Source organism: Chloracidobacterium sp., assembly GCA_016720705.1.
Classification (GTDB): Bacteria; Acidobacteriota; Blastocatellia; order Pyrinomonadales; family Pyrinomonadaceae; genus OLB17.
Genome location: JADKKB010000007.1, coordinates 1,238,334 through 1,264,386, shown reverse-complemented (window position 1 = coordinate 1,264,386; position 26,053 = coordinate 1,238,334). Strand labels below are relative to the sequence as shown.

At 52.3% G+C, this 26,053-nt stretch carries 27 protein-coding genes; 18 read left to right on the top strand and 9 right to left on the bottom strand.

What is annotated here, in order from left to right; genetic code table 11:
- The first annotated feature begins 54 nt into the window (after positions 1 to 54).
- Entirely contained in the window at positions 55 to 1,260 is a 1,206-nt protein-coding gene (locus IPQ00_12900) for a GGDEF domain-containing protein (protein MBL0241458.1), read from the top strand.
- Positions 1,261 to 1,342: 82 nt separating this feature from the next.
- Here the strand turns inward: IPQ00_12900 and IPQ00_12895 are convergent, their stop codons facing one another.
- From IPQ00_12895 to IPQ00_12880, 4 genes are all read right to left on the bottom strand, one after another.
- Entirely contained in the window at positions 1,343 to 2,008 is a 666-nt protein-coding gene (locus IPQ00_12895; protein MBL0241457.1) for a dienelactone hydrolase family protein, read from the bottom strand.
- Positions 2,009 to 2,186: 178 nt separating this feature from the next.
- Positions 2,187 to 4,364, bottom strand: coding sequence for a TonB-dependent receptor (locus tag IPQ00_12890; GenBank protein ID MBL0241456.1), 2,178 nt, complete (start codon positions 4,362 to 4,364; stop codon positions 2,187 to 2,189).
- Positions 4,365 to 4,469: 105 nt separating this feature from the next.
- On the bottom strand, positions 4,470 to 5,249 hold the full coding sequence (locus IPQ00_12885) for a response regulator transcription factor (GenBank protein MBL0241455.1): 780 nt from the start codon (positions 5,247 to 5,249) through the stop codon (positions 4,470 to 4,472).
- A 98-nt stretch (positions 5,250 to 5,347) separates the two neighbouring features.
- Positions 5,348 to 7,234: a histidine kinase gene (locus tag IPQ00_12880; GenBank protein MBL0241454.1), complete on the bottom strand. Its 1,887-nt coding sequence runs from the start codon at positions 7,232 to 7,234 to the stop codon at positions 5,348 to 5,350.
- 340 nt (positions 7,235 to 7,574) lie between these two features.
- On the opposite strand from IPQ00_12880, the gene IPQ00_12875 reads away from it, so the two are divergent.
- The 5 genes from IPQ00_12875 (at position 7,575) to IPQ00_12855 (ending at position 13,515) form a co-directional block, all read left to right on the top strand.
- Positions 7,575 to 10,106 (top strand): S8 family serine peptidase, encoded by a 2,532-nt coding sequence (locus IPQ00_12875; protein ID MBL0241453.1) that lies wholly within the window; start codon positions 7,575 to 7,577, stop codon positions 10,104 to 10,106.
- A gap of 394 nt (positions 10,107 to 10,500) precedes the next feature.
- The gene (locus IPQ00_12870) at positions 10,501 to 10,995 is read left to right on the top strand and encodes a histidine phosphatase family protein (protein ID MBL0241452.1); all 495 of its coding nucleotides are present in this window, start codon (positions 10,501 to 10,503) and stop codon (positions 10,993 to 10,995) included.
- A gap of 98 nt (positions 10,996 to 11,093) precedes the next feature.
- The gene (locus tag IPQ00_12865; protein ID MBL0241451.1) at positions 11,094 to 11,777 is read left to right on the top strand and encodes a response regulator transcription factor; all 684 of its coding nucleotides are present in this window, start codon (positions 11,094 to 11,096) and stop codon (positions 11,775 to 11,777) included.
- Positions 11,774 to 12,835, top strand: a complete 1,062-nt coding sequence (locus IPQ00_12860) for a PAS domain-containing protein (protein ID MBL0241450.1) — start codon at positions 11,774 to 11,776, stop codon at positions 12,833 to 12,835. The genes IPQ00_12865 and IPQ00_12860 overlap by 4 nt, the downstream gene beginning before the upstream one ends.
- A gap of 152 nt (positions 12,836 to 12,987) precedes the next feature.
- Positions 12,988 to 13,515: a hypothetical protein gene (locus tag IPQ00_12855; protein ID MBL0241449.1), complete on the top strand. Its 528-nt coding sequence runs from the start codon at positions 12,988 to 12,990 to the stop codon at positions 13,513 to 13,515.
- Here the strand turns inward: IPQ00_12855 and queF are convergent.
- Together queF and IPQ00_12845 are read right to left on the bottom strand one after the other, a co-directional pair.
- Positions 13,512 to 13,862 (bottom strand): NADPH-dependent 7-cyano-7-deazaguanine reductase QueF, encoded by a 351-nt coding sequence (gene queF / locus IPQ00_12850; GenBank protein MBL0241448.1) that lies wholly within the window; start codon positions 13,860 to 13,862, stop codon positions 13,512 to 13,514. The two genes, IPQ00_12855 and queF, sit on opposite strands and share 4 nt — an antisense overlap.
- 55 nt (positions 13,863 to 13,917) lie before the next feature.
- The gene (locus IPQ00_12845) at positions 13,918 to 14,748 is read right to left on the bottom strand and encodes a hypothetical protein (protein MBL0241447.1); all 831 of its coding nucleotides are present in this window, start codon (positions 14,746 to 14,748) and stop codon (positions 13,918 to 13,920) included.
- A gap of 47 nt (positions 14,749 to 14,795) precedes the next feature.
- Here IPQ00_12845 and IPQ00_12840 point away from each other — a divergent pair, with 47 nt between their 5' ends.
- The 10 genes from IPQ00_12840 (at position 14,796) to IPQ00_12795 (ending at position 22,884) form a co-directional block, all read left to right on the top strand.
- Entirely contained in the window at positions 14,796 to 15,371 is a 576-nt protein-coding gene (locus IPQ00_12840; GenBank protein ID MBL0241446.1) for an orotate phosphoribosyltransferase, read from the top strand.
- On the top strand, positions 15,368 to 16,222 hold the full coding sequence (locus IPQ00_12835) for a hypothetical protein (protein ID MBL0241445.1): 855 nt from the start codon (positions 15,368 to 15,370) through the stop codon (positions 16,220 to 16,222). Before IPQ00_12840 ends, IPQ00_12835 begins: the two co-directional genes overlap by 4 nt.
- A 138-nt stretch (positions 16,223 to 16,360) precedes the next feature.
- Positions 16,361 to 17,113 (top strand): tRNA pseudouridine(38-40) synthase TruA, encoded by a 753-nt coding sequence (gene truA, locus IPQ00_12830; GenBank protein ID MBL0241444.1) that lies wholly within the window; start codon positions 16,361 to 16,363, stop codon positions 17,111 to 17,113.
- Entirely contained in the window at positions 17,114 to 17,410 is a 297-nt protein-coding gene (locus tag IPQ00_12825) for a DUF952 domain-containing protein (protein MBL0241443.1), read from the top strand.
- Positions 17,411 to 17,473: 63 nt separating this feature from the next.
- Positions 17,474 to 18,247, top strand: a complete 774-nt coding sequence (locus tag IPQ00_12820; GenBank protein MBL0241442.1) for an isoprenyl transferase — start codon at positions 17,474 to 17,476, stop codon at positions 18,245 to 18,247.
- 19 nt (positions 18,248 to 18,266) lie between these two features.
- Positions 18,267 to 19,106: a phosphatidate cytidylyltransferase gene (locus IPQ00_12815; protein MBL0241441.1), complete on the top strand. Its 840-nt coding sequence runs from the start codon at positions 18,267 to 18,269 to the stop codon at positions 19,104 to 19,106.
- 205 nt (positions 19,107 to 19,311) lie between these two features.
- A complete protein-coding gene (aspS, locus tag IPQ00_12810; protein ID MBL0241440.1) occupies positions 19,312 to 21,126 on the top strand; it encodes an aspartate--tRNA ligase in 1,815 nt (604 codons plus the stop codon).
- Between the two features lie 32 nt (positions 21,127 to 21,158).
- Positions 21,159 to 21,788, top strand: coding sequence for a hypothetical protein (locus tag IPQ00_12805; protein ID MBL0241439.1), 630 nt, complete (start codon positions 21,159 to 21,161; stop codon positions 21,786 to 21,788).
- 9 nt (positions 21,789 to 21,797) lie between these two features.
- Positions 21,798 to 22,259 (top strand): hypothetical protein, encoded by a 462-nt coding sequence (locus IPQ00_12800; GenBank protein MBL0241438.1) that lies wholly within the window; start codon positions 21,798 to 21,800, stop codon positions 22,257 to 22,259.
- A gap of 157 nt (positions 22,260 to 22,416) precedes the next feature.
- On the top strand, positions 22,417 to 22,884 hold the full coding sequence (locus tag IPQ00_12795) for a PaaI family thioesterase (protein ID MBL0241437.1): 468 nt from the start codon (positions 22,417 to 22,419) through the stop codon (positions 22,882 to 22,884).
- A gap of 27 nt (positions 22,885 to 22,911) precedes the next feature.
- Here IPQ00_12795 and IPQ00_12790 read toward each other — a convergent pair whose 3' ends face one another.
- Positions 22,912 to 23,490: a hypothetical protein gene (locus IPQ00_12790; protein ID MBL0241436.1), complete on the bottom strand. Its 579-nt coding sequence runs from the start codon at positions 23,488 to 23,490 to the stop codon at positions 22,912 to 22,914.
- A gap of 62 nt (positions 23,491 to 23,552) precedes the next feature.
- Between IPQ00_12790 and IPQ00_12785 the strand changes: the two genes are divergently transcribed.
- Both IPQ00_12785 and IPQ00_12780 read left to right on the top strand, forming a co-directional pair.
- Entirely contained in the window at positions 23,553 to 24,206 is a 654-nt protein-coding gene (locus IPQ00_12785; protein ID MBL0241435.1) for a YceH family protein, read from the top strand.
- A gap of 194 nt (positions 24,207 to 24,400) precedes the next feature.
- Entirely contained in the window at positions 24,401 to 24,781 is a 381-nt protein-coding gene (locus tag IPQ00_12780; GenBank protein ID MBL0241434.1) for a hypothetical protein, read from the top strand.
- Here IPQ00_12780 and IPQ00_12775 read toward each other — a convergent pair whose 3' ends face one another.
- Positions 24,782 to 25,261 carry a hemerythrin domain-containing protein gene (locus tag IPQ00_12775; protein ID MBL0241433.1) on the bottom strand — a complete coding sequence of 160 codons (480 nt, stop codon included), beginning with the start codon at positions 25,259 to 25,261 and terminating at the stop codon, positions 24,782 to 24,784.
- 192 nt (positions 25,262 to 25,453) lie between these two features.
- Positions 25,454 to 25,927 (bottom strand): hypothetical protein, encoded by a 474-nt coding sequence (locus IPQ00_12770; protein MBL0241432.1) that lies wholly within the window; start codon positions 25,925 to 25,927, stop codon positions 25,454 to 25,456.
- Positions 25,928 to 26,053: the final 126 nt, after the last annotated feature.

Below are 26,053 nucleotides of genomic sequence, written 5' to 3'. Positions count from 1 at the left end.
TGCTAGAACATTCTACCCTCCTTTCCACAATCGTCTCGCTATTGCCTGATTCGTATGGACTCTAAAATAGGTCTAATTATCCAAATAGCCGGCGTTTCGCTAATCACGCTACTGACGCTTTTCCTGCGCCGGTCGCTCAAGGTGGTCGCGCTCAAGCATTGGACCCACGCCTGGCTTTTCCTGTCATTTGCATTGTTTTGTCTGCGCCTCGCGTTTAGTTACGATGAGTATTCAACTCAATTATTTAGCTTCTATTTCCTGACTGAGTACATATTCGGGTTTCTGCTTGTAGCGGGTTGCCGCAGCCTTGGCGACAACGGCGAAATGCCGATCCGTCAGGAGATCCTGTTGCTGCCGTTCATCATCATCGCCTTTAGCCTGCCATTTGTCGCGACAGATTTTAATCTTGTCTATAATCTGCATTCCCTGATAATCGCGGCGTTCTTTACCGTTGCGATCGTCGAACTGTGGCGTGCCAAGATACGTACCTTTGGATGGCGAGTGATGATGCTTGCACTGGCGTTGCTGATCGTCGATTTTGTCCAATATTTTGCGGTCTTTATGGTCAGGCAGTTTTACGATTTTCCGGCAGAGTATCTGATGTTCAATTCGATCATCGATCTCGTCCTACAGATCCTGCTTGGTTTCGGAATGGTGATAATTCTGCTTGAACTCGTGCTTTCCGACGCCAAGATCGCCAACGAAAAACTGCGAAAAGCCCACGAAAAACTAGAGGAATTAGCTCACATCGACCCATTGACCACCGCGCTCAATCGTCACGCCTTTCACGGCTACTTAAAGCGTCACGGGACAAATGGAGCCAGTGCATCAGGTAGCGTCGGCTTTTTTGACATCGACGATCTTAAGGTCATAAACGATATGTACGGCCACGCCGTCGGCGACATCGCGATCAGGGCCGTGGTGCGGGCGATCCGCGAGATCATACGCGCCGACGACCTGATATTTCGCTGGGGCGGCGATGAGTTTTTCATAATTATGGTCGGCCTCGATGCTGAGTCTGCCTACAAGAGGGTTTCGCGGATGGAGGCGATGCTGACAAATTTACGTATTGACGGCGTCAATCATCCGCTGACGATAGCCGTATCACACGCGTTCGAAAACTTTGACGATGTATCGCGGCTCGAGGCGACGATCGAGGCGGCGGATGCCAAGATGTACCGGCAAAAACAATCACGCAAGACCGGTGCAGCACCGCAATTTATGCCGTCGTTGCAGGCGGAGTCGTCGCGGCGTTTATAGTGCCGAAAAATCAAATGTAAAGGCCGGCACGTGCTGTATCAAGCCGCCGGCCTTTCTGTGTAATTTGTGCGGTTAGTCGTTTTTAGAGTTTGTCGCGAAAAAAACCAGTGACCAGTGCCCAGGCGTCCCGGGCCGACGTTTCGTCATAGACATCGGGCCGAGTGTCGTTAAAAAACGCGTGGTCAGCATCGTATTTGACGGACGTCAACGGCAGTTCGAAACGCTCGACGGCATCCTCGAGTGCTGCGACCTTTTCGGTATTGATCCACGCGTCGCGGGTGCCGGAGACGAATATGGTCGGCGTCGTCAGTCTCTGCAAAACGTCGTCTTCCGGAACATCGCCGTAAAACGGAGCAGCGGCACTGATGCCCTCGACCTCGCAGGCGGCCCGTAGGGCGAACGTCCCGCCCATGCAATAGCCGGAGATCCCAAAATGCGATATGCCGTAGCGGATGCTTGCCGCACCGATCGTATTTTGAATGGTGTCGAGTCCATCCTCGATCGCGAGAGCGTGCATCATTTTCGAAGCGTCCTCGGGATTTGTCGCTACCGAGCCTCGATACAGGTCAGGTGCTATGGCTATAAAGCCCTCGGCCGCGTACCGCCCGGCAATGTCCTTAATATGTTGGTTTAGTCCCCACCACTCGTGAATGAGTAATACCGCCTGTCCCGTTTCGCCGTCGGGCATCGCCACAAATGCCGTAGTCGGCCCGCCCGCTGTTTCAAATGTTAAAGTCTCAGTTAGCATAATTCGAGATCTCCTTACTTGGTCGTACTGAAAACACGATTTTAGTAGATTCGTGACTCCGAGACCAGACGGCGGCGTTTGGCCGGCAGAATCGACCGATCACTTGGTCGGTTGAAAGTAAAAGAATGGCCCGGCACTTAGTAATGCCGAGCCACTTCGTCTTATCGAACAATACGGATCAGAAGTACCGCAGCGTGTAACTCACTCGTACACCTCGACCGATCTCAGGTGAGATGTCCTTGATAAAGGAAATGTGGTTAAAGTAGAGCTTATTGTTGAGATTGAAGGCATTTACCGAAAAAATATGGGCAAAGTGTTTTTTAGAAACAACATAATTTGCTGTGAAATTAGCGGTGCCGTAACCGGCGGTCGGCGTTTCGTTGACGAATACACGGTCCTGCTTGCTTACCGCCACAAACTCAGGCCGGAAGCTAAAGTTCTTGATTCTTAGTTCAAGCCCGACGCGTCCGCGAAGCGGAGCGATACGCGGCAAGGGTCGACCATCTTTTAATTGAGCGTTTACGTAATCAAGGCCGGTAAAGACATTGACGTACTTGTTGACCGTGGCATCGAGACTAAACTCAGTGCCCATAAATCGGCTATTACCCTGTAGATAACGAGCGATCGACAATCCGCTGTCGGGGTCGACGGTTCCGGTCGGCGCGAGAAATACGAAGTTTTTAAGATCGTAATAATAGAAATTAAACTCTGATCGGATCCGTTCGCTCTGATGGCGAAGGGCAAAATCGACTCCGTCATTCGTCTCAACACGCAAGTCGGGGTTGCCGACCTCATACGTCAGCGTACCATCGTGCGGGCCGTCGTTGTAGAGTTCCTCAAGCGCTGGAGCGCGTGTAGCGTGAGTGTAGTTGGCGACAAAAGCACCACCTTTCCAAAGATCGATCCGCATTCCCGCGGCACCGGAAAATCCCGTGAAACTGCGGTTGGGCAGAGCGGCGTTGACCGGATCATAGCGGTTATTCTCAACGCGTGCTCCGACCTGAAAATTAACCCGTTCAAACTTAAACTCCTGTAGCGAGAACACCGAGAACGCATTTTGCTTGACCGGCCCGTCGATCAGCGTCTCAACGCCGACGGTCGAAAAGTCGCGGCTATAGCCGTCAACACCAAAGCGTCCGCTCCACTTGCCCACGGCTCTTTGCTCGAACATACCGCGATATGAGTAAACATCATTCGTGAATGTCGTGCCGACGACGTCTTCCTCGAGTTCCTGATGCTGATATCGGCTGACGTCGAACGTAAACTTTATGCCGGTCACGATCCAGGCCGGATCTTTGTAACCGAAATTGAATCTCAGATCATTACGGTGCATATCGATCGACCTTCGGACCGGATCGTCAGGATCGAGCGGCACGCCGTACTTGCTCTGAAAATAGCTGTAGTTGGTATTAAAAAATGCCTTCTGACCAAAGTATCCAAATCCGGTGCTTGCCGTCACATTTCGCGTCGAGGTGTTGAGCACCTTGCCAAAATTTCCGCCGGCGGTGTAGTCGCCGGTTCGCTGGGCACTCGTATTTCCCCAAAACATCCAGTTGTTGATGCCGTACTCGACACCGCCGGCGACAGATGCCTGACCGCTATTGGAGCCTCCAGTCGACGACAATACAATTCGCAACCCGGGATGTGAGCCTTCGTCGTGGCCGCTGATCGCGTTTACGACGCCGCCGATGGCGTTACTGCCGTAGAGTAGCGTCGCCGGGCCCTTGACCACCTCAATTCGGTCGACTGAGAGTGTATCGACCGGTTCAGCGTGGTCGCCCGACTGCGACGCGAGCGAACCGTTGCGGACGCCGTCATTTGAAACGAGAACCCGATCGCCGTCAAAGCCGCGAATGACCGGACGCGAAGATCCCGGCCCTGACGATCGTTTGGCAACGCCCGACTCGCCTCCTAGTGCGTCACCCAAACTGACTGCCGCACGCGATATGAGCTGGGTCGTGTCGATCGTGCTGACCGTCTCGATCGCCTCAAATGTACTCTGCGCCGTGCCGCTTGCGGTCACCGTGACCTCCGCGTTAATGCCGGAAAGTTTAAGCTCAAAATCAGCCGACGCAGTCGCTCCGCCGGTTACAGTTACCGAGCGCGTGGCGTCTGCAAAGCCTTCGAGATGCGTGGTAACGCGATAGGTTCCTGGCGGTACGTTTGCAAACGTGTAACCCCCCAGATCGTCGGTCAAGGCGGTTTTGTTAAGTTCGACGACCTTAACGGCCACCTGATGGATCACCGCCTTGTCATCGCCAAAACTGACCGTGCCCGTGATCTTACCGGGTGTTTGTGCAAAACCCACAACAGCGAGGGTAGCCAATAATATTATCGAGAAGAGATATTTATTCATTGCGATATCGATACGTAAACAAATTAATACACTTTAAGTTTACGGCAGATAAACAGGGCGTTTCGATATGTTTTCAATGAATGGGCGAATGCGGCCAACGAGCGGTCAAATATGGAGTAGACGGTCGCGCAGTATCCTTGACTGCAGGCGGCTCGACGAATGTTGTTCACCGTTTTTGAGTGTGACAAGATAGGTGCCGCCGGGCATCGGATGAATGGTGGTGATCATCGAGAGGTTGACGATCGTTCCGCGTGAAAGGCGAACGAAATCGCTCGGGTCGAGGCGAAGTTCGAGATCCTTGAGACGATAATTAATGACGTACTTTTTACGGGCGACGGTCGTAATGTGGAGCAGTTCGCCGTCCGCTACGATCGCCGCGACCTCACGGACCGGTACCAGCAATATCTCGTCACGCTGCCTGACAGGGATCCGGTCGATCAGTTCGCGGCGTCCGGCATCGTCGTAAACGTCTGCCACACGCCTTAGCTTTTCCGACTCGACTGAGCGCCAGTCGTCGCGTTCGAGCCGCTCTACAGCACGTTTGATGGTCTCAGCGAGCCGTAAATGCTCGACCGGCTTGAGCAGATAATCGACGGCGTTCAGCTCAAACGCCTGTACCGCAAATTCGTCGTGAGCAGTAACAAAGGCGACCTGTGGCAACTGTGATCTGCGAAGCAACCGAACGGCATCGATACCGGACATCTCGGGCATTTTGAGATCTAGGAGAGCGAGGTCGGGCTTAAGGGACTTGATCAATTCGACCGCATCGGCGCCATTCTCGGCTTCGCCGACGATCTCGACATTCTCAAATTTGCGAAGGATCGATTTGAGAAACTCCCGTGCCGGCCGTTCGTCGTCGGCAATTATTACTCGTAGCTTGTTCATTATCGTATGAGGAAATTAAACTGCAGATGAACGCACAAACCGCAGATAAATTTCGCCCGGTTCGCTCGATATCTGTGTCCAATTGCGTTTATCCGCGGTTAATTCTCCTGTTCCTTACTGCTTCTTCCTTTCAAGGGCAGCTCGATCTCGACCGTCGTGCCGGCACCGTCGTTGCGAGTAAATACTAGCTTGGCGTCACTACCGTAATAGGACGCGAGGCGCTCGCGTACGTTACGCAGGCCGACTCCGTCCGCATCAAGGCTATCTAGTTTCCAACTACCGGCGCCCGAGTCCCAAACCGTAAGTTTGAATGCCAAATGTCCGTTTCTATCCAAGCGTCGTGCTGATATACGTACCGTACCGCCCTTTTTGTTTTCGGAGATCCCGTGCTTCACGGCGTTTTCAACCAGAGGTTGCAGGATCAGTGCCGGAACCTCCAACTGACGCAGATCGTCAGGAACATCGACGTCAACGGTCAATTTTTCTTCAAAACGGGCTCGCTCGATATCGAGATAGCTCTCGATCAGCCGCATTTCGTCATCGAGTGAGCAAAATTCGCTATTCGAACTCAGTACGCCTCGCAACAACTGCGTCAGCCGAAGCAGCGTGTCATAGGCCCGATCCGGATCGGCATTAATCAGATAGCCGATAGTGGTCAGCGAGTTAAATAGGAAGTGCGGATTGACCTGCGCACGGAGTGCGGTAAGTTGAGCCTCGGCCGCGAGCTTGGCAAACTCCTGCTGGCGAAAGTGCTGTTCGTAACGCTCGTGGGTCACGCGCAGGGCATCGATGCGGCGGGCAGTGATCAGTGCGATGGCCTCGAGCGTGGCGATCTCATCTGAGAGCAAGCGGCGGCCGCCATAAAATTCGCCCAGCCGGACCTCGAAAAACGGCGATTCCGCGGTCGGAACAAAGATGCGGGCTTCATTTGGCGAAAAACCGACATCGACAAAGGCAAGGTCAGATTCCTTGACCAGCGATGGTGTCCAACGCGACGTGCCAGCTGTCAAAACCCCGGCGATACGGTTGCAAACGTGAGTAAGGATCGCCTCGGGCGATTCTATCGTCTCGATCTCGGAGGCAATACCGGTACGCAGTTCGGCATAGTCGGCGCGATGCAGAATGACAGAATCAACGAGCCACGTCGCCAGACGATAAAGTAGCGGATAAATGAGCGCCGTCGCGATCCATAGCGTTAGGATCAGGCTGATCGCGGAGGCATCGTCGCGGTCGTGTGTCTCGTGATAACGCAGCAAAGGTGCCGCGACCGCCACATACAATCCGAATGCCGTAAGGGCCAGAAGGATCAGCGAGATCGCCCGTTTTAAGAAAAGGTCGGCAAAGGCAAAGCGGTAATTTTGATAAAGTATCGTCAGAGCAAGCGGCAGTGACGCCTGGTGGGCAATGAGTTCGACCATCCAAGACTTGCCCTCGCGTTCGCCACTCAGGTGCAGTGCCGAGACTGCGAAAACGAGCAGAGCACTCGCCCAAATGGTCTTTTTCTCGAGCGTCTGCTTGAGATTGAAGAGCAAGAGCCCGATCGCCAGAGCCACCGCTCCGACGGTTTGCGCCTGTAGGGCTAGATCCGACGGCACCGCGTTGGCCGTCGCCGCCGAGTAGAAATGCAGGGCTGCAGCGACCGTGCTCAGGCCGTATGCAGCGTAGGTCAGCCAATGTGTGCCCTCGTCGTCGGCCTGCGCCGAATGGACGACCACCGACGGCAAAAACCCAAGCGCCGAAAATGAGACTGCGGCGAGCCAGGGCGAGATGCCGCCTGCGGCAAAATCCTTTTGTATGAATGAATATAGTTCGCCGAGATTCCACAAAAGCCCCAGTACAGCCGTCGTCAGCAGAAGCAGATCGACGTTTGCCAAACTCGTTTTTGGCCGGTGCATGACGACCATTGCCGCGATCAATGCATACAGAGCCACGCCGACCGTAAATCCGATCAGGTTGACCAGCAAAGCAGCGTTAAGGGCCGTCATCTCCATCTGATGCTAATCCGAGCGTGAGGTTACGCACAATCTTAACTCAATGAATGGTGGATACCGCACGATCAATGGGCGAATTGTGGGAGTTCAGGATCGTTAAGCCGTCAGGGATATTAATAATCCTCAATGCAAAGCCAATTTAGCAAAGCACTTCCGATTGGCCGATCGATTCCTACCTGACTGGTCGTAACACGGATAATTCAGATACTGCGGACCCTCGTAAAAATCGATCCGGTTAAATGGCTTTTTAATATATGTCACATTTTAGCCAAAAAAATCGCATTATTGATCAGAGTCATTATATCTTAGGAAAATACATATCAGGAGAAAGTTTATGACAATACGCAATAGCGATCGAGAATCCGTCGGAATCGCCGATATTATTTTTGGGGCACTACGATTCAACGGGGCGGCGGCGCTTGCCGCGATAGTCGCGATGTGTTTGGTCGGGACATCGCCCTCGTTGGCAATGGATCTCGCTCGGGCCGAATCACGGACCGATCTGGCGGCATCGACGTTCGGCGTATCTGGGCAAGGCGTCATTGTGGCAATCCTCGACCGCGGCATCGACTGGAAAAACAATGATTTTCGAAATCCGGATGGTTCGACCCGGATCAAATACATTTTCGACCTTTCGGACAATACCGGTGCCAATGCACCCGGCAATACCTACGGGCGGGGAACGATCTATACTGAAACCCAGATCAACGCGGCGCTGAATGGCGGGCCTACGCTCGCGACCCGCGACGCGGTGGGACACGGTTCGACAACGGCGGGCATTGCGACCGGAAACGGGCGCAACAGCCTACTCGGCAAGTACCGAGGCATCGCACCGAACGCAACGATCATCGTCGTAAAAGTCACATCCGACGGGGCTCCGGCGCACGGTGGCGAGCCCGCTGAGCCTGTATTTAACGACTCTACTGCGTATCCGGTAGCCATAGATTTCGTTAAGGACAAATCTGTCGAACTCAATAAGCCCGCGGTAATGCTGCTCAATCTCGGTTCGACCGGCGGGCCGACCGACGGCAGCAGCTCGCTTTCGCGCAAGATCGACGCAACTGTTGGGCCGGGCAAACCCGGTCTAGTTTTTGTGACGGGCCCGGGCGACCAGGGTGGCAAGGTGAACCGTGCCGGCGGAAATGTCACGCAGGGCGGCACATCTTCGATCCAGATACAAAAAAACGTTGCAGGCACGATGCTCTTTGATCTATGGTATCCGGGTGCTGACCGCTTCGATGTTTCATTTCAGACGCCGTCGGGCAATTTCGGGCCATATAGTTCGCCCGCTACAAATTCGGCGTCCGACTTTAAGACGACGGCAGCATTCAATTACTACCATCAAGGTTCTAACCAGGTATTTTATGGATCGAATAACGGCAAGCGTGAGATCTTTGTGCAGCTGACCGGCCCGGTGGGAACGTACACAATCAACCTAATCGGAGCGACTGCCTCGACCGGACGGTTCGACGCGACGCTTAATCCTTCGGATTTTCATACTGACAACAGTTTTCTGACCTACGGGCTTCCGGGCAGTATCTGGGATGCTGCGACGGCACAATACAATATCTGTCCCGGCGACTATGTGATCCGCACGAACTGGACAGACATCGACGCTATCCCGAGATCCTTGACCGGCCAAGGGTCGATCGGCCAGATCTGGAGCGGGAGTAGCACCGGGCCGACCTTTGACGGGCGGTTGGGCGTCGATATGGTGGCTCCCGGCGACTCGGTCTTTACGGTTTATAATCCGACCTCGTACTTCGCGACGTTCAGGTTCAATATGATCCAAGACGGGGGCGCATTTTACGGACGTGCCAACGCGGTCAGCGCCGCTGCGCCGCAAGTGACCGGTTTGATCGCTCTGATGCTCGAAAAGAATCCGCGGCTCGACGCTGCACAGGTCAAAAGCATCCTGCAGCGGTCCGCCCGCCAGGACGCGTTTACCGGGACCGTGCCGAATACAACGTGGGGCTACGGCAAGATGGACTCATATAACGCGGTCGCAATGGCGGCCCGCCGGACACCGTTTGACTTCGACGGTGACGGCAAGACCGATATCGGTATTTTCCGACCGAACGGTGCGGTTTCGGAGTGGTGGTGGTTGAAGTCTTCGACCGGCGGAAATGCTGCACTGCAGTTCGGGGCGAATACAGACACACTTGTGCCGACGGATTATACGGGCGACGGCAAGACCGATGTGGCGTTTTGGCGGCCTTCGACCGGCCAATGGTTCATTTTGCGGAGCGAGGATTTTTCGTTCTATGCGTTTCCGTTCGGGACCACCGGCGATGTGCCTGTACCGGCGGATTACGATGGCGACGGAAATGCGGACGCCGCCGTGTATAGGGAAAGCTCGTTGACGTGGTATATCAGTAAATCATCGGGCGGGACGGACATCGTCGGTTTTGGTGCCGCAGGCGACAAACCTGTGAATGCCGATTATGACGGCGATGGAAAAGCAGATATCGCGATCTTCAGGCCAAACGGAGCGAATGGAGCCGAGTGGTGGATACGGCGAAGTTCGGATGCGAGCGTCTTTGCGACGCAATTCGGATCTTCGACCGACAAAGCTGTCCCGGGCGATTTCACCGGCGACGGTAAGGCAGACGTCGCATTCTGGCGGCCCTCAACCGGGTTCTGGAATGTACTGAGGAGTGAAGATTCGACTTACTACGCGTTTCCGTTCGGGGCAAATGGCGATACCGCTGTTCCGGGAGACTACGACGGCGACGGCAAAACGGATGCCGGCGTTTTTCGTCAACCGGGAGCTCAATGGTTCGTCAGCAAATCGACTGGCGGCACGCTGATACAGTCATTCGGCATCGCCGGCGATGCTCCGATACCTAACGCGTTTGTCAGGTAAGTCAGCGTGCAACTAGATCGGCGGCCCGTCACTTTCGGGCCTCCGAGCATCCCATCTAACGGGGAACCAACTCCAATTTGATCAACCACGATCAGAGCTGTTGGTTCTCCCTTTTTTTGCCGGAAATCCATAAATAAGGGTAACCGAAAGCATTCTTACAGCGAGGTCGTTGAATCTATAAAATAGCCTGTGAATAGCAGTATTCTACGCTCCGCTTGATCTGTGTCTTGAACGACTATCTATGTCGTTCGGGTTGGGACTTTGCACGAAAGCGCAGATTGCGGACAATGATCGGTAGCCGGCGATGGCCACGGCGATTCGGTGAGTTTCTGAAACTCATCGAGCAGTTGTGGCGATAATTCTCGGTTTGGTCTAAAATTGGTTGCGATCTACGATGAAAAATCTGTATCTACTGCGTCACGCCAAATCGAGTTGGGTTGATGCCCGCCTCGCGGACTTTGATCGTCCGCTGAATGACCGCGGTCGGGCGGCCGCGGCGTTTGTGGGCGGCCACCTCGCTGAATGGGGTCTCTTGCCGGATACGATCATTTCTTCGACCGCCGTGAGGGCAAGATCGACCGCTGATCTGGTTTGCGACGCCGCTCATTTCGGTGATCGGATCGTATACGAAAGCGGGATTTATGAGGCTGGCACCGGGCAACTTGCTGAGATCATCTCGGCGATAGATATCGGTTTCAAGTCAGCGATGATCATCGGACATAATCCAGGCATCGAAGGCCTGATCTATCACCTGACCGGCGGCCTTGAACCGATGCCGACCGCCGCCCTTGCCGCGATCGAGCTGGATATCCAAGATTGGGCTCAGATGACTGACGGTTGCGGTCATCTGATCCGGGTCATACGGCCAAAGGAATTGATGGGACGATAACATTTAACATCTTGATAACATTCTGTTCATACTTTATTCACGGCGGCAGCATACGATAAAGCCGATAGTCCGCAAATCGAATAGGATCTACAAGTAAGATGCAAACCATTCTGATCGTCGAAGATGATGCTGATATTGCCGAGAGTCTGCAATATAACTTAAAGCGTGAGGGCTTTCGGCCGACGGTGGCAGAGTCGGGTGAAAAAGGTCTGCGGCTTGCAATCGACCAAAGCCAGGCTCCGTCGTTGATCATACTCGATCTGATGTTGCCGGGAATGACCGGAATGGAGCTCTGCCGCCGTCTGCGGCGTGAGCCGATAACCGAAAAAACGCCGATCATAATGCTTACAGCCAAAGCCTCCGAGGGCGACAAGATCGCGGGGCTCGATATTGGAGCCGACGATTACATCGTCAAACCGTTTTCGATCAAAGAGGTCATCGCCCGTATCCGCGCCGTGCTGCGTCGTGCCGAAAAAGAATCAACGCCAAAGTATTCGGATGATCGTCTGACGGTCGATTTTGCGGATATGCGGGTTACTTGTGACAAAGCGGAGGTCAAACTTACGCGTAAGGAGTTTGGCGTGTTTGAGCATCTGATCAAAAACACCGGCCGCGTCGCTTCGCGCCAACAGTTGCTCGACACTGTCTGGGGCTACAGCTATTTTGGCGATACGCGAACACTGGACGTCCATATTAGGCGACTGCGGCAGAAGTTAGGCGATTGCGGCGGATGCGTTGAAACTGTCGTCGGCACAGGTTACCGATTCATCGGATGCAAATGAACGAAGGCAAAATAGAGGCTGCGATCTCTCAGTCGGATTCGTCAGAAATTCTTCAAAAATTGATCGACACTACGCGCGAATGCGTCCTGATCGTTGACGGCGAATTGCGGATCACGAACTGCAACGACTCTGCCCTGTTGGTCTTCGGCCGGCAAAACATCGGGCTCAAACAACGCCGATTAAGTGAGGTCATACGCGATTTTGACATCCACGAGGCGTATCGACGAGCGATCGCCAAACAGCATTCTTCGGACGTTCACCTCGAACTGATCGGAGCCGAACGACGAATATTTGACGTACACATCGCCCCGCTCGAGATCGACGGACGGCGGCAGGCGGTCGGTTTTTTCTACGACAAAACGCAGATCGAATGGCTCGAGTCGGTTCGCCAAGAATTTTTGTCCAATATCTCACACGAGTTGCGTACGCCGCTGACTTCGATCCTGGCATTTGTCGAGACCCTCGAGGATGGCGCTCTAGCCGATGTCGAAAATAGTCGTCGTTTCTTAAGTATCATCCGCCGCAATGCCGAGCGTATGAACAACTTGATCGCGGACATTTTAGAGCTATCAATGATCGAATCCGGCAAAGTGATGATCGAGAAACGGCCGATCCGAGTTGCTGAAATGACGTCCGAAATATGCACCAACTTGGCGGGTAACGCGGCCAAATTCGGGGTTGAACTCATCGATCTGCTACCGGTTGATACGCTGGTACTGGCGGACCGCAAGCGCCTCGAGCAGATGCTGATCAATCTTATCGACAACGCGATCAAATTTAACCGTCGCGGCGGTTCGGTAACGTTAACCTTTGAGTCTGCGGACGGCGTCGATGTGATCAACGTTAAGGACACGGGGGAAGGCATAATGCCGGAACACCTGATCCGAATATTCGAACGCTTTTATCGTGTCGATCGGGCGCGTTCGCGTGAGATCGGCGGTACAGGCCTCGGATTGGCGATCGTCAAGCATCTCGGACGCCTCCAGGGTGGCGAAGTTTCGGTGACCTCCACGCTCAGCGAGGGCACCACCTTCAGTATTGAACTGCCGTCAAACTGAGTTTGGGGCTCCTCAAAAAAGTTTGTTCAAAACCGCTCCAAACGTGCTATACTAGCGATATATTGAATGATAATTATCGCAGAAGGCACGGCTTTGCTCAGGCCTCGCATTCGCGACGGCATCTCACCTTTCAATCCAGGGAGAATATGGCCATGGAACTCGAAATCGGCCAGAAAGTGGCTTACCCCGGGCAAGGCGTCTGCCTCGTTGAGTCGATCAACACGCGTGTGATCGGAAACGGGTCGGTAAGCGTATATCTCTTACGGGTGATCGGTGACAATTCGACCATCTGTGTGCCGACCGCAAATGCCGGAAGTGTTGGAATCAGACCGATCATTACTTCGAATGAATGCCGCCGATTGATCCGACGTTTGTCCGAGGATTTCGAAGAGGTGACCTGCAACTGGAAAACGCGCTCACGGGCGTTTATGGATAAACTCCAGTCAGGCGACATCTTTGCAACGGCTGACGTGCTCAAGCAATTGACGTATCTGAGCCACGAAAAGCGTTTGTCATTTCGTGAACAAACGCTACTCGAAAAGGCCAAATTCCTGATCGTTTCTGAGATCACAAACGCAAATCTGACCGACGAGGAAACTGTTCGCACGGACGTGGTAAGCCGTGTCGAAACCGCTTGCACTCGTCACGTTCCACTCCAAAAATCAGCGTCGGATCATTAGTCCTGCCTTGTGTAACTTGAGCGTACGACGGTTTTTATATTGCCGCGAACGTGATAATCACCCTCGATCTCCACCCGTAGCGGATCGCAGGCAGCGACGAAATCCTGCAATATCACGTTGACGACGTGTTCGTGAAATATCTTGACGTTTCGGAATGAGTTGATATACAGCTTCAGGCTTTTAAGCTCCACACAAAGTTTGTTCGGAACGTATTTGAGCCTGATAACGCCAAAATCCGGAAAATCCGAGAAGGGACAGATCGCGGTAAATTCCGGCATATCAAATTCGACCCAGATCTCATTTCCGGGAAATTCGTATGGAAAACTATCAAGCGGATAGAGATTCATCTCCGTCCGAGGCGTCGGCCGGATATCGAGGCCCTGATTATTTATCCCTTCTGGGTTATGTTGGTCTAGCATATTTAATTTTTCTGTTACTGAGGTCGCGAACGGCCGCGAGGTCTATGACACCATCATCACTGAGCTGGGTCAGAAGATTTACAAAAATATGAGCCGTCGCAAAAGCATCGGCACTTGCCCGATGATGATTTACGAGATCTATTGAATAGTGTTCCGCCACCGTTTTGAGTTTGTGATTAGTGATGTCCGGCAGCAATCTACGCGAAAGCTGAACCGTACAGAGGCACGGATTAGCCATTCGATAGTCTTCGAAGATCCGTCCGATCTCGTGATTCAAAAATCGCATATCGAATCCGGAATTGTGAGCGACCAAGACTGAATCGCCGATAAAATTCAAAAAGTCGTGGACGACATCGGCAAAAAGCGGGGCGTCCTTGACCATATCATCGCTAATTCCGGTCAGCCCTGTGATAAACGGCGGGATCGGAGTTTCAGGATTGACTAACGTCTGAAATTCCTCTGTTACCTTACCGTCGCGGACGCGATAGGCTCCTATCTCAGTTATGCGGCACGGCGGAGCTTTTGCTCCCGTTGTCTCGAGGTCAAATACAACAAAATCGGTCGTGGCGATCTCGCGATTTTCAAACCCGTCTAGTTCGAGTTCGACCATATCGCCGTTCAGAGAGAGCCGCGGGTCACGTTCGATCAGATCACCGACCAGCATTTTTGCAAGATTTGGGTCGGGCTTCCTGATCCGCATTACGAAATCGACTACGCTGACGGCAGACGCCTTGCCGCCAAAGGAACGCAGCAACGAGACGGTTTCGCTAATTAGCAATGAGTCAGAAATTAAGTTAGGATACGGTGTCATCAATACTTGATTTTAACGGTTAATCAGCCAAGCGTAAAACCAAACAAATAATGACCGACATTCTCGAACACTTTTCCGGCACAAATGCTCTACTCGAAGGGCATTTTATTTTGTCCAGCGGGCTACATAGCCCGAAGTACCTCCAGTGTGCATTGGCTCTGCAATTCCCAACAGACGCGGCAAAGTTCGCACGGCAGATCGCAGAACAGAACCGAAATATTGAGATCGATACGGTTGCATCGCCGGCAATAGGCGGCCTCGTGATAGGATTCGCAGTCGCTGCCGCAATGAATGTGCGATTTATTTGGACCGAGAGGCAAAATGGCGAAATGACCGTGCGCCGTGGTTTTACGGTCAAGCCCGGCGAGCGGATACTGGTTGTCGAAGATGTGATCACGACGGGAGGTTCGACACGCGAATGTATCGCCGCAGTCGAGTCCAACGGCGGCAAAGTGGTCGCCGCGGCTTCGATCGTTGACCGCTCCAATGGAGTAGCGGACGTTGGAGTGCCTCGAACCGAACTCGTTCGGCTCGATGTGCCTAGCTATTCGCCGGATGTATGTCCAATGTGCGCACAAGGCCTTGAGGCCGTAAAACCGGGAAGCAGGACGGTACTGGCAAAATGAAGCGAAAACTGTGTTTCCTGACGATGGACGATATTGCACACTATGTGGCAGATGACGAACTTGCGATCGAGCCCCTAAGCGATCGCGGATGGGAAGTCTCGACATTATCCTGGAGCGATCGGGCCGTAAACTGGGATGAGTTTGAGATCGCGATCATTCGAACGACTTGGGACTATCAGCAGCGTCCTGGAGAGTTTCTGCAAGTGCTGGACGCGATCGACCGCTCATCTGCACAACTCCAGAATCCGCTCGACATCGTTAAATGGAATCTTGATAAGCGGTATCTGCGCGAAATGGAAGAGCGTGGTGTCGCTATCGTACCGACGATCTGGGATGGCATTTACGATCAACGATCATTATACAGATGGATGGCCGATCTCGGCTCCGAGGAACTGATCATTAAGCCGACCGTCAGTGCGACGGCAATGCACACATACCGCTTGACTGAGTATGATCCGGAACTTACGGAGGTATTTGTGGGGCGACCTTTTATGGTTCAACCATTTGTCACTTCCATAGTAGAGAGAGGCGAATATTCCGTCTTCTATTTCGGCGGCGAATATAGCCACGCGATCCTGAAAGCTCCCAAGGCGGATGATTTCCGAGTTCAGGAAGAACACGGCGGCATTATAACGGCCGTTGATCCGGGCGCGGATCTGATAAGTTCCGCCAAAAAAGCAATTTCGGCTATCGATTGCAAATTGTTGTACGCTCGCGTCGATCTCGTTCAGGATGCGAACGGGAAATTTATTCTAATGGAGATCGAACTGATCGAACCCGCGTTGTATCTGCGGATGGACGCCGGAGCACCTGCCAGATTTGCGGCGGCGATCGATGACTGGATGCCTTAGGGTGAACGGCGCCGGCGCTTCACTAGACAGGCAGGAGATACATTGTAATTACTTTTTGCGTGAGGCGGCCGACATCCGAATCTAGTGCGGCCAACTGTCATTGATATGCCGCGAGCGATCTGACGTGTTGTACACAAGATGAACTACAAACTCCTAATTCAATATGACGGCACTGACTTTCACGGTTGGCAAGTGCAGGAAAATGCCCGCTCGATCCAAGGCGAACTCGAACGCGTGACGAGTATGCTGGAGGACGCTGAGGTCAAGGTGGTCGGTTCAGGGCGCACGGATGCCGGCGTTCACGCCGAAGGGCAGGTCGCCAACTTGAGAATGAATCGCGGCTTTACGCCCGAGAAACTAAAGAACGCGATCAACGGTAATCTATGGCGGGATATTCGTATAATGAAAGCCGAAACTGCGCCCGAAGAGTTTCACGCACGCTTTTCAGCAAAGATGAAGACGTATGTCTATCGAGTCGTGAATGCTCCGGTCATCTCGCCGTTTTGGCGGCGGTACGCCCATCACGAGGTTCGTCCGCTCGACGTAGGCCGAATGAACGATGTAGCAAGATTGTTTTTGGGTGAACACGACTGGACCGCATTCTCCTCTGCTCAAGCGGATGGAGAGAATCGCGTCAGAACCATAGTTGATTTTACGGTCGAGTCGGCCTGGGATGACCGAGCCCAGGCATCACTAATTACATTTCGCATAACGGCCCCGGGTTTCCTGCGTTATATGGTCCGTTCGATTGTCGGGACGATGCTCGAGGTGGGGCACGACGTTAAGGATTCTGATACAATTCAGACAGCAATAATTACCGGAAACAGAGATCTTGCGGGAAAGACGGCGCCTGCTCAGGGATTGACACTCGTCAGGGTGGATTACGATTAAATGCTAATATTTCACATCGTTTTGCCTAGGGATTGGGATGCGTTCGAGGGTGATGAATACTCATCAGCGAGTTTGGCTGCGGAGGGCTTTATTCACTGTAGCTACGCCCATCAACTCGATGCCGTGATCGAGCGTTATTACGATGGTGCAGAAAGCCTGGTACTCCTGACAGTCGATACGGGTCAGATGGGCGCCAGGTTGGTCGAGGAGCCATCGACCGGCGGCGAAGTTTATCCTCACATATATGGAACAATCCGGCGCAGCGAGATAGTCGGTGTAGAGACAAGAGAAATTTAGACTAAGAGAATATTTGTATTCGACTACGATGATCTCGGCGGGAAAGTCATCGATCGTTTGTTAATGAAAGAGAATTTTGCCGACATTGTCAAAGCGAATACGGCCGAGAGCGAGTTATTGGATGCGATCGATCCCGAGCGTGTGCCTGCACATGTCGCCATCATAATGGATGGAAATGGACGATGGGCGAAGCGGCAGGGAAAACCGCGAATATATGGCCATCGCGCCGGATCGGAGTCGGTCAAGGCCATAATCGACACCTGTGCCCGGTTAGAGGTCAAAGCAGTCACTCTTTACGCGTTTTCGACCGAAAACTGGAAGCGGCCCAGATCCGAGGTCTCGGGCCTAATGTCAATGCTCAAGCGCGTACTTCGACGAGAACTCGATCAGGTTCACAACAACAATATCCGTTTTCAGACGATCGGCGATATTGACGGATTGTCACCCGACGTACAGCGAGAGCTAGCGGCGGCAACCGAAAAGACCCGAAATAACAACGGACTCATAATGAACGTCGCACTCAATTATGGCGGACGTGCGGAGATCACCCGTGCCGCGCAACTCGCGATGGTGCAGTTGTTGAAAGAAGGCCGCGAGATCAGCAGTCTGACCGAGGCAGACATTGATCGCCATTTATTTACGAACGGTTTGCCGGAGATAGACCTTTTGATCCGGACTAGCGGTGAATTTCGAATCTCAAATTTTTTGTTGTGGCAGATCGCATATAGCGAGATATATGTGACGCCCGTTCTGTTTCCGGATTTCAGGCGGCCTCAGATATTTGAAGCCATCATTGACTATCAGAAGCGCGACCGCCGCTTCGGCGGGGTGAAGTAAATATGGTCAATAGTATTTTATGAAAACTCGATTGCTAACGGCCGCGATCGCTTTGCCGATCATCATTGCCTCGATAATACTTCCGATCTATTATCCCCAAGCGATATGGCTATTCGTGGTGATAGCCGCAAGCGCTCTGGCCGCCGGTTTATTCGAATTTTACTCGCTTACGAAAAAGCTCGAACTCAAGGCCGATGCAGCGATCGGTTATGCCGGGGCGGCGGTGCTGTTTGTCGGATTTATATTTGACGCTCCGGCAAAAATGCCTGAAATATTGCTGCTGACGCTCGCTCTGCTGATCGTGGCGGTGCTCATCTCACAGACGTTTCGGTTTCAGGCTGATTTTTCTAAGATGCTCACCGGCATCGGAGTCACTATCGTTGGTGTACTGTATGTGGCGTTTCTAGGCGGATTTCTCGTTGCAACGCGGGTCGGGTTTGAAAACGGTTCGAACTTGTCGACGCATTTGCTGGCTTATTTCTTTTTGGTGATCTTTGGTTCGGATGCCGGAGCATATTTTGCCGGACGCTCTTTTGGTAAGCATAAATTAGCTCCGAACATTTCGCCCGGAAAGACGGTCGAGGGACTTATCGGCGGCCTCGTAGCGGCGGCGGCGTTCGCGGTACTTTCAACATTTTGGTTCTTCCCGGAACTGCCGTTCAAATGGTCGATACCGCTTGCGATCGTACTGGCGGCCGTCGGGGTGCTTGGCGACCTTTGCGAAAGCGCGATGAAACGCGGCTCGAAAACAAAAGATGCGGCGTCGATCCTGCCCGGCCACGGGGGCTTGCTCGACCGGCTTGATAGTCTCCTTTTTGGGGCGCCGATACTTTATTATTTTTCTAGATTCTATTTTTAGACCCTAGTATGCTGAATGGATGACTTTATTCGAGCAGATTGACTAATGGGTGAGGAATCAGAAAAATAGGCGATGGCTAAGCGGTCTGTGTTTTTATCAGCGATACTGACGAAAGATCCAGAACTGACGCAACCACTGCCGTCAGCGACCGAACACCAGAATTGGCCTTGGGTCTGATCGAGGATCGATCAGTTTAATTAATTTTATGTTGGATGTACTTGGAAATTTGGAACGAACACATTCTTGTGGTGAACTTCGTGAGGACGATGTTGGTAAACAAGTTGTGCTTATGGGATGGGTAGCCAAAAAACGTGATTTCGGCGTACTTACATTTATAGATCTGCGCGATCGCGAGGGTGTGACCCAAGTCGTAATGAACGAAGATGATGCCGGTGAGGCCCACCAAAAGGCAAAGTATCTGCGCGGCGAATTCGTCATTGCGGTTAAGGGCGAGGTCGTGATGCGTGAGGGTACGCATAACGCAAAGCTTGCGACAGGCGATATCGAAGTTCACGCGAGTGAGATCCTGATCCTGAATGATGCCAAGGTTCCACCTTTTCAGCTCGAGGTCGCCGGCAGCGAAAATCTCGCTGATGAATCGACGCGGCTCAAATATCGCTATCTCGACCTTCGCCGGCCGCAACTCCAACACAACATCCGAATGCGTGCCAAGGCGGTCTCGGCGATCCGAGAATATTTTGACGATCGGGGATTTATCGAGATCGAAACTCCGATTTTGTTAAAATCCACGCCGGAAGGCGCGAGGGATTTTATTGTTCCATCGCGGATCCATACGGGCAAGTTCTTCGCCCTGCCACAGTCGCCGCAGATATTGAAACAGCTTACGATGATCTCGGGATTTGATAAGTATTACCAGATCGCCCGTTGTTTTCGCGACGAAGACCTCCGGGCGGATCGACAACCAGAGTTTACTCAGCTTGATATGGAAATGTCATTTGCCAACCAGGAGATGGCATACCGCGAGATAGAAGGGATGTTTGGCCACGTCTTCAAGCTGATCGGCGTTGATCTGCCGGCACAATGGCCGCGAATGACGCACGCCGAAGCTATGCGTCGATTTGGCTCGGACAAACCGGACCTTCGGTTTGATATGGAACTCATCGATCTCAGCTCTCACTTGCGCGAAACGGATTTTGTGCCGTTTGCAACGACTCTGTCATCGGGCGGCGAGGTTAAGTGCTTAGTCGCGAAGGGTAAGGCCGAGTATTCACGGAAACAACTCGACGAATTGCAGGATTTTGCAAAGCGTTACGGCGCCGGAGCTTTGGCTTGGATCAAGATCGGCGACGAAGTGACCTCGTCGCTGCTCAAGGTCCTCGGAGACGCAAAGATCGCAGAACTCGCGGCGGCCTCCGGTGCCGAAAAAGGCGATCTCGTCCTGATCATCGCCGGGCGCAAATCAGTGGTCGCGGCCTCGCTAGGAGCATTACGGGTCGAGGTTGCCAAACGCGAGGGGTTGATCGACCGTGCATTGTTCAAACCACTGATCGTGACGGAGTTTCCGATGTTCGAACACGAAGAGGACAGCGATTCCTACGCCGCGGCGCATCATCCGTTCACGTCTCCGATGGATGAGGACCTCGAACTCTTTAAGACTGCTGTAAATGACGATAACCAGCATCATTTACTAGGGCAGGTAAGAGCAAAGGCATACGACGCCGTGATCAATGGATACGAATGTGCGGGCGGATCGATCCGCATACATCAAAAGGACATACAGGCTTTGAACTTCAAAGCACTAGGATTGACTGCCGAAAAAGCTCGCGAACGTTTCGGATTTTTCCTGGACGCTCTCGAGTATGGTACGCCGCCGCACGGAGGATTTGCCGCCGGAGTCGAGCGAACGTGTATGATCCTATGCGGCACGGAGAATATCCGCGACGTGATGGCCTTTCCAAAGACCGCGTCGGCACAGGACCTGATGATGGACTCGCCAGGTGAAGTTGATACGTCACAATTGAAGGAACTCGGGATCAATGTGTCAGATTTATCGAACTAAACGAGAAAAGTTGTCGTAAAATCTCAATAGCGATGGCGATAAAATACGATACCAATCCGCTCGATCCGGCATTTCCGGAAAAGGCTAAGACGATGTCGGTGGCCGAGGGGCAGCAGACTCAGGATTTAAGTTACGGCGGCGCCGAAACACAGACTTTACCGTATGTAAATCCTACTGAGGAACAAACCCGGAGGTTTGCGGGATCGGACGTTTCGTCTTATTCGGCACCGTACAATGGCCAATATGTGCCAACGCAATACGCTCCGGCGGCATTTGCCGCAACGGATCAGTCCCGCACGCGCAAGCTCGATAAGATCGGCTTGCCCGAAAACTGGTTAGTGACGCTGCCCTACCTTCCGTTTTCAATTGGTTTGATCGCAGGGATCATCGAACTGCTGACCGTCCCGCAATCCGAAACAAAGGTTCGGTTTCACGCGGCTCAGGGCTTGGCGGCTCATTTAGGTATTCTGATCATTACGACAATTCTCGGTATCGTTGGGGGTGTTACCAATTTAGCAGATATTGGCACATTTATTTTTACCGCCGTGACGACGGTTATGCTGGTCGTTTTTGCCATAAAGGCGTGGCAGGGCAAGCCGATCCATATCGAATCGGTCGATGGTATGACGAACTGGCTGGAAGAAAAGATCAAGGTCAAATAGTTTTCACTAATGTACTGTTCGCATTGCGGCACATCGGTACCCGCGGATCTACGCTTTTGTAAAAATTGCGGCGAACGGTTGTTTGCCGACGACGACGCAGACGTCAAACCCGGCAAGATGCTCAACTACGTCCTGCTCGCGTTGTTCCTGATCGTTGTGGTCGGGCTCGGGATCCTTGTCGGATTGATTGCGGTGCTACTAAATAACGCTGTTAATCAAGATGCCGTTACGACGATCGCTCTGGTTTATCTCGCGGGATTGTTCGGAGTTTGCTTAATGCTCTTGCGTCAGGTGCCAAAGCTGATCGACGCTCGGCTTAAATCCCATCAAGCTAAATACTCGCCTCCGCAAAATGTACAGCTTTATCCCCGAACCACAGCCCAGCTCGAGGACTATCGCGAACCGGTAATGAGCGTTACCGACCACACAACGCGGATCTTCGATAAAGTGCCGTCAAAAGCTGGCGAATGATTTCATTTCCAGATAGCGAAACCATAAACACCGCTGAAAGTTAGCTTGATGTTACCCGCCATTGACTGCAGTGCGATCTTCGCGACACCATCTATTTTAGCTCTATTTGCCGATGCCAAAGTGTTAGGGTGACTGTGATAATCTAGGAAATAACACTATGGAAAATACAAAATCTTTGCAAGAGCGATATTCGCCGGACAGTATCTGTTTCGGTTGCGGACCGGCAAACCCGAAAGGGCTCCATATCAATAGCTTTCCGGAGGGCGATGAGGTCGTCGCGGAGTGGCACTCTGAAGATCATCATCAGGCATTTCCGGGTATGCTTAACGGCGGAATAATCGGTGCGTTGCTCGATTGCCATTCCAATTGGACCGCAACGTATTTCCTGATGAAACGCGACGGCAAGGACGAACCCGACTGTACCGTCACTGCGGACTTTCACGTCAAACTATTTAGGCCGACGCCGAGCGATGCGACGATCTATCTACGGGCAAAGGTGGTCGAGTCCCGTGAAGACCGGGCGACCGTCGAAGCTCAATTGATAGCGAATGAAAAGGTTTGTGCAACCTGTCTCGGAACCTTCGTCGCCGTAAAAGAAGGCCATCCTGCATATCATCGCTGGTAAAGGCTCATTACCAGAGTATAAAAATGATCAGCGACCGAATATCTTGGCCAGTTGCTCCGAGTATTTTGCCTGTAGGCCTAGACGGTTGAGCCAGGCGTTTTGTTCGTCCATCAGATGCGGCAAGTAGATCACATCGGAAAGTGCGTAATCGACAAGTTCTTCGGTCCAGATGCCGTCCCATTTACCGCTGAATTTGGCCCGCTGCGATTTATCCAAGTCGACTGCAAAGTAGCGATAGAGCGTTTCAGCAAGCGAGGCAGATTGCCCTGCACCTCGTGTTAGTACTTTCTCTGCGATCATTGTGTCAAACACATTCTCCACACGGTATCCGTTCTCTACCAGAAAATCGAGATCGAATTTAGCGTTGTGAAAGATCTTTATGATCTTGTCATTTTCTAAGATCGAACCTAGCCTCCCAAGTCCTACACCCTCGCTAATGGGAACAAGCACGTTGACCTCGCCATCGGAGAATTGTACAGAATATAATCGTCCGTGACGGGCACTCAGGCCGGACGTCTCGGTGTCGCAACCGAGGCGGGCAGCGGAGGCAAACCGTTCGTACGATTCATCAATTTCACGTTCTGTTCGTGCAACTAAAACATTCACAATGTAAATTGTAAGTTACAAAACTAAAACTTCGGAAAAGCCGTAGTATTGAAATAATCAATATGCCCGAAATACTTAATGAAACCGAAGCGCGGATACTTGGGGCTCTGGTAGAAAAACAGCTCACGACGCCCGAGTATTACCCGTTGACCCTCAACGCACTTGTTAACGCCTGTAATCAAAAGAATAATCGTGATCCTGTAGTGTCGTACGATGACCGTATTGTGACCGAGACGCTTGAGCGTCTGCGGGACCGAAATATTGTCTATGTCTACTACGGCAGCACAAGTCGCGTACCAAAATATAAGCATATGCTGCCAAGCATATACGAGCTTGAGCCTGGCGAGGTCGCGGTGATGTGCGTAATGTTGCTCAGAGGGCCGCAAACGCTCGGTGAACTGCGAACCAGGACTGAGCGGCTTTATGAATTTTCGGGGTTGGGAGAGGTTCAGGAAACGCTCGATGGCCTGATCAGGCGTGATGATCCGCTCGTCTTAAAACTTGAGCGCCTGCCGGGTCAAAAGGAAGCTCGGTTCGCTCACCTTTTGTCCGGCGATATCGACGTCGAAGCACTTGCCGTCGCTCAGGCTACGTCGCACTCTCGGGTCGGCAGCGGCGAAAGACTTGAAAAATTAGAAGCAGATATCGCTAGACTCAGAACCGAGATCGAAACGATAAAGGAAACATTCGAAGAATTTCGCAAACAGTTCGAATAAAGGCGCAAGACTCTTGGTTGGGTCAATTATCAAAGTGTCCGGTTGCGAGCCGTAGATCTGCATTACAGAATATAAACTCCGCAGACGCTAGTGTTTGAGTTCAAAAGGAGCTGGTTGCCGACTCGACAGGAGCGATTGACCTTCGTTGTGTTACGTGTCAACGTAAATGAAACAGGATTTGATCGGAGAACGGTATGAAATTACTAATGCGAAACGACTCACTTCGGCTACGATTGACGCAAACGGAGGTTGATCGGTTTGCCGCCGCCGGCGTGCTGGAAGATGCCGTTGGGTTCGGGCCAACGGACGACGAAGGATTGGTCTATCGGATCCGTCGGGACGAGGGGGCGACGACCCTAAGTGCAGATCTTTTGAATAATCAAATAGATATTCGCATTCCTGCCGCTGAGGCGACCGAATGGACCGGGACTAAAAAAGTCGCGATCGAAGCTCAAAAGGACATCGGCAACGGGCGTACGCTCAACATTTTGATCGAGAAAGATTTTGCTCGGTTAAAGCCGCGCAGATCGGATGACGTCGTGGACAAATTTCCTAATCCTCGATCTGAATCCTGATCAAGTCGCTTCAATTTCAAAGTCGGTCGTGATTCGTCCGAGCAGTGCTGCCTTTTCTTCGTCGGACAAAATAGCGTCGAGTTTCGGATAGAGATACTGTTGCTCTCTCATATCGTGATGCGTACACAGTCGTTTGTAAAAAGCCTCGCGGTCTAGCAGCATCAATAAACGCGTGTCCGGTTCGTCGTCAGTTGTGAGTAACTCTATCTGCTCTTTGAATAGCTCTAAAATGTTGCACATCCGTTTATGATCGTCGAGCAATAGACGGGCGTTGCCGCCGCGTTCGACGACCGCCTGCTGTTCGTAGATCGGTATCAGGATGTTTTCCTCGTCCTGCATATGGACCAGCAGGCATCGCTCATAGTCGTTTAGAAGTTCCAGAGCTTTAGGAAATTCAAAACGCAGCAATGCTCGCTGATGTGTAAGAAACATTGATTCGAGATCACTATGCAGATCGAGAAGTTCGATTATGTTTTTCACTATAGACACCTTGCCCAATACAGCATACCGACAGACATTTTCACTCTACGCAGTATGGAACAGATCCGCATTTATGCGGTGGTTGTTGATACATTTCTTATTAGAAACACCTGTTCATCCCAATGCCCGATCGGAAGTTATTTGCACCTGTAATGGTACATCTGATGCGTAAACTTGTTCTCTAACCCGCACCTACTCCAATTGCTTGGTATCACTCGTTGTAACGGTTGATGGCCCAGCAATTGCCCACTTTATATGCCGTCCCAAAAGCGTCGTATATCCGAGCATCCCCAGTGAAGTGAGCGTCAAGAGCAGCACGGCGAGCACAAACCACCTAGCCAAATCTAACTTACGGCGGTAGAGGATCAGTCCGATCAACGCTAAGATTCCGGTCACCTCGACGACCATCATAGTCGCTCGCCCGCTTGCCTTATGTATCGTGAGGGCGGTCGCCCGTGGTTCCGCAAACGAAGCGGCCTTTCCGGCGATCTCACCGGTCACAAACGCCGGCAAAGTGATCAGTGCCGTTGCGATAAATATCGCAAGGCTAATCCTTTTGACGAGTTCGCTCTTAAGACCCAGGCCGATCAGCAGCAATAGGACACCGATCACCATTCCGATCAAGGGATAGTAATTGAGCATCAAATGAATTTCTGCGGTTTCCATAACTAACCTCGCTTTTTGTCGTTGCATTTGCCGACAAGATATTTTGCTACATAACAAAACGACGCGTGTAACACTATGCCGAGTGCTCCGGATCGCCTTTGCTATCTATCCCGCCGCCGCCCTTTT

Excerpts from the sequence above, each read along its gene's own strand:
- truA (MBL0241444.1), top strand. The coding sequence starts at position 16,361 with ATGAACTACAAACTCCTAATTCAATATGACGGCACTGACTTTCACGGT.
- IPQ00_12820 (MBL0241442.1), top strand. The coding sequence starts at position 17,474 with ATGAAAGAGAATTTTGCCGACATTGTCAAAGCGAATACGGCCGAGAGC.
- IPQ00_12780 (MBL0241434.1), top strand. The coding sequence starts at position 24,401 with ATGAAATTACTAATGCGAAACGACTCACTTCGGCTACGATTGACGCAA.
- IPQ00_12855 (MBL0241449.1), top strand. The coding sequence starts at position 12,988 with ATGGAACTCGAAATCGGCCAGAAAGTGGCTTACCCCGGGCAAGGCGTC.
- IPQ00_12890 (MBL0241456.1), bottom strand. The coding sequence starts at position 4,364 with ATGAATAAATATCTCTTCTCGATAATATTATTGGCTACCCTCGCTGTT.
- IPQ00_12815 (MBL0241441.1), top strand. The coding sequence starts at position 18,267 with ATGAAAACTCGATTGCTAACGGCCGCGATCGCTTTGCCGATCATCATT.
- IPQ00_12870 (MBL0241452.1), top strand. The coding sequence starts at position 10,501 with ATGAAAAATCTGTATCTACTGCGTCACGCCAAATCGAGTTGGGTTGAT.
- IPQ00_12885 (MBL0241455.1), bottom strand. The coding sequence starts at position 5,249 with ATGAACAAGCTACGAGTAATAATTGCCGACGACGAACGGCCGGCACGG.
- IPQ00_12800 (MBL0241438.1), top strand. The coding sequence starts at position 21,798 with ATGTACTGTTCGCATTGCGGCACATCGGTACCCGCGGATCTACGCTTT.
- queF (MBL0241448.1), bottom strand. The coding sequence starts at position 13,862 with ATGAATCTCTATCCGCTTGATAGTTTTCCATACGAATTTCCCGGAAAT.
- IPQ00_12770 (MBL0241432.1), bottom strand. The coding sequence starts at position 25,927 with ATGGAAACCGCAGAAATTCATTTGATGCTCAATTACTATCCCTTGATC.
- IPQ00_12805 (MBL0241439.1), top strand. The coding sequence starts at position 21,159 with ATGGCGATAAAATACGATACCAATCCGCTCGATCCGGCATTTCCGGAA.
- IPQ00_12895 (MBL0241457.1), bottom strand. The coding sequence starts at position 2,008 with ATGCTAACTGAGACTTTAACATTTGAAACAGCGGGCGGGCCGACTACG.
- IPQ00_12900 (MBL0241458.1), top strand. The coding sequence starts at position 55 with ATGGACTCTAAAATAGGTCTAATTATCCAAATAGCCGGCGTTTCGCTA.
- IPQ00_12875 (MBL0241453.1), top strand. The coding sequence starts at position 7,575 with ATGACAATACGCAATAGCGATCGAGAATCCGTCGGAATCGCCGATATT.
- IPQ00_12795 (MBL0241437.1), top strand. The coding sequence starts at position 22,417 with ATGGAAAATACAAAATCTTTGCAAGAGCGATATTCGCCGGACAGTATC.
- IPQ00_12840 (MBL0241446.1), top strand. The coding sequence starts at position 14,796 with ATGACCGACATTCTCGAACACTTTTCCGGCACAAATGCTCTACTCGAA.
- IPQ00_12785 (MBL0241435.1), top strand. The coding sequence starts at position 23,553 with ATGCCCGAAATACTTAATGAAACCGAAGCGCGGATACTTGGGGCTCTG.
- IPQ00_12835 (MBL0241445.1), top strand. The coding sequence starts at position 15,368 with ATGAAGCGAAAACTGTGTTTCCTGACGATGGACGATATTGCACACTAT.
- IPQ00_12880 (MBL0241454.1), bottom strand. The coding sequence starts at position 7,234 with ATGACGGCCCTTAACGCTGCTTTGCTGGTCAACCTGATCGGATTTACG.
- IPQ00_12865 (MBL0241451.1), top strand. The coding sequence starts at position 11,094 with ATGCAAACCATTCTGATCGTCGAAGATGATGCTGATATTGCCGAGAGT.
- IPQ00_12860 (MBL0241450.1), top strand. The coding sequence starts at position 11,774 with ATGAACGAAGGCAAAATAGAGGCTGCGATCTCTCAGTCGGATTCGTCA.
- IPQ00_12825 (MBL0241443.1), top strand. The coding sequence starts at position 17,114 with ATGCTAATATTTCACATCGTTTTGCCTAGGGATTGGGATGCGTTCGAG.
- aspS (MBL0241440.1), top strand. The coding sequence starts at position 19,312 with ATGTTGGATGTACTTGGAAATTTGGAACGAACACATTCTTGTGGTGAA.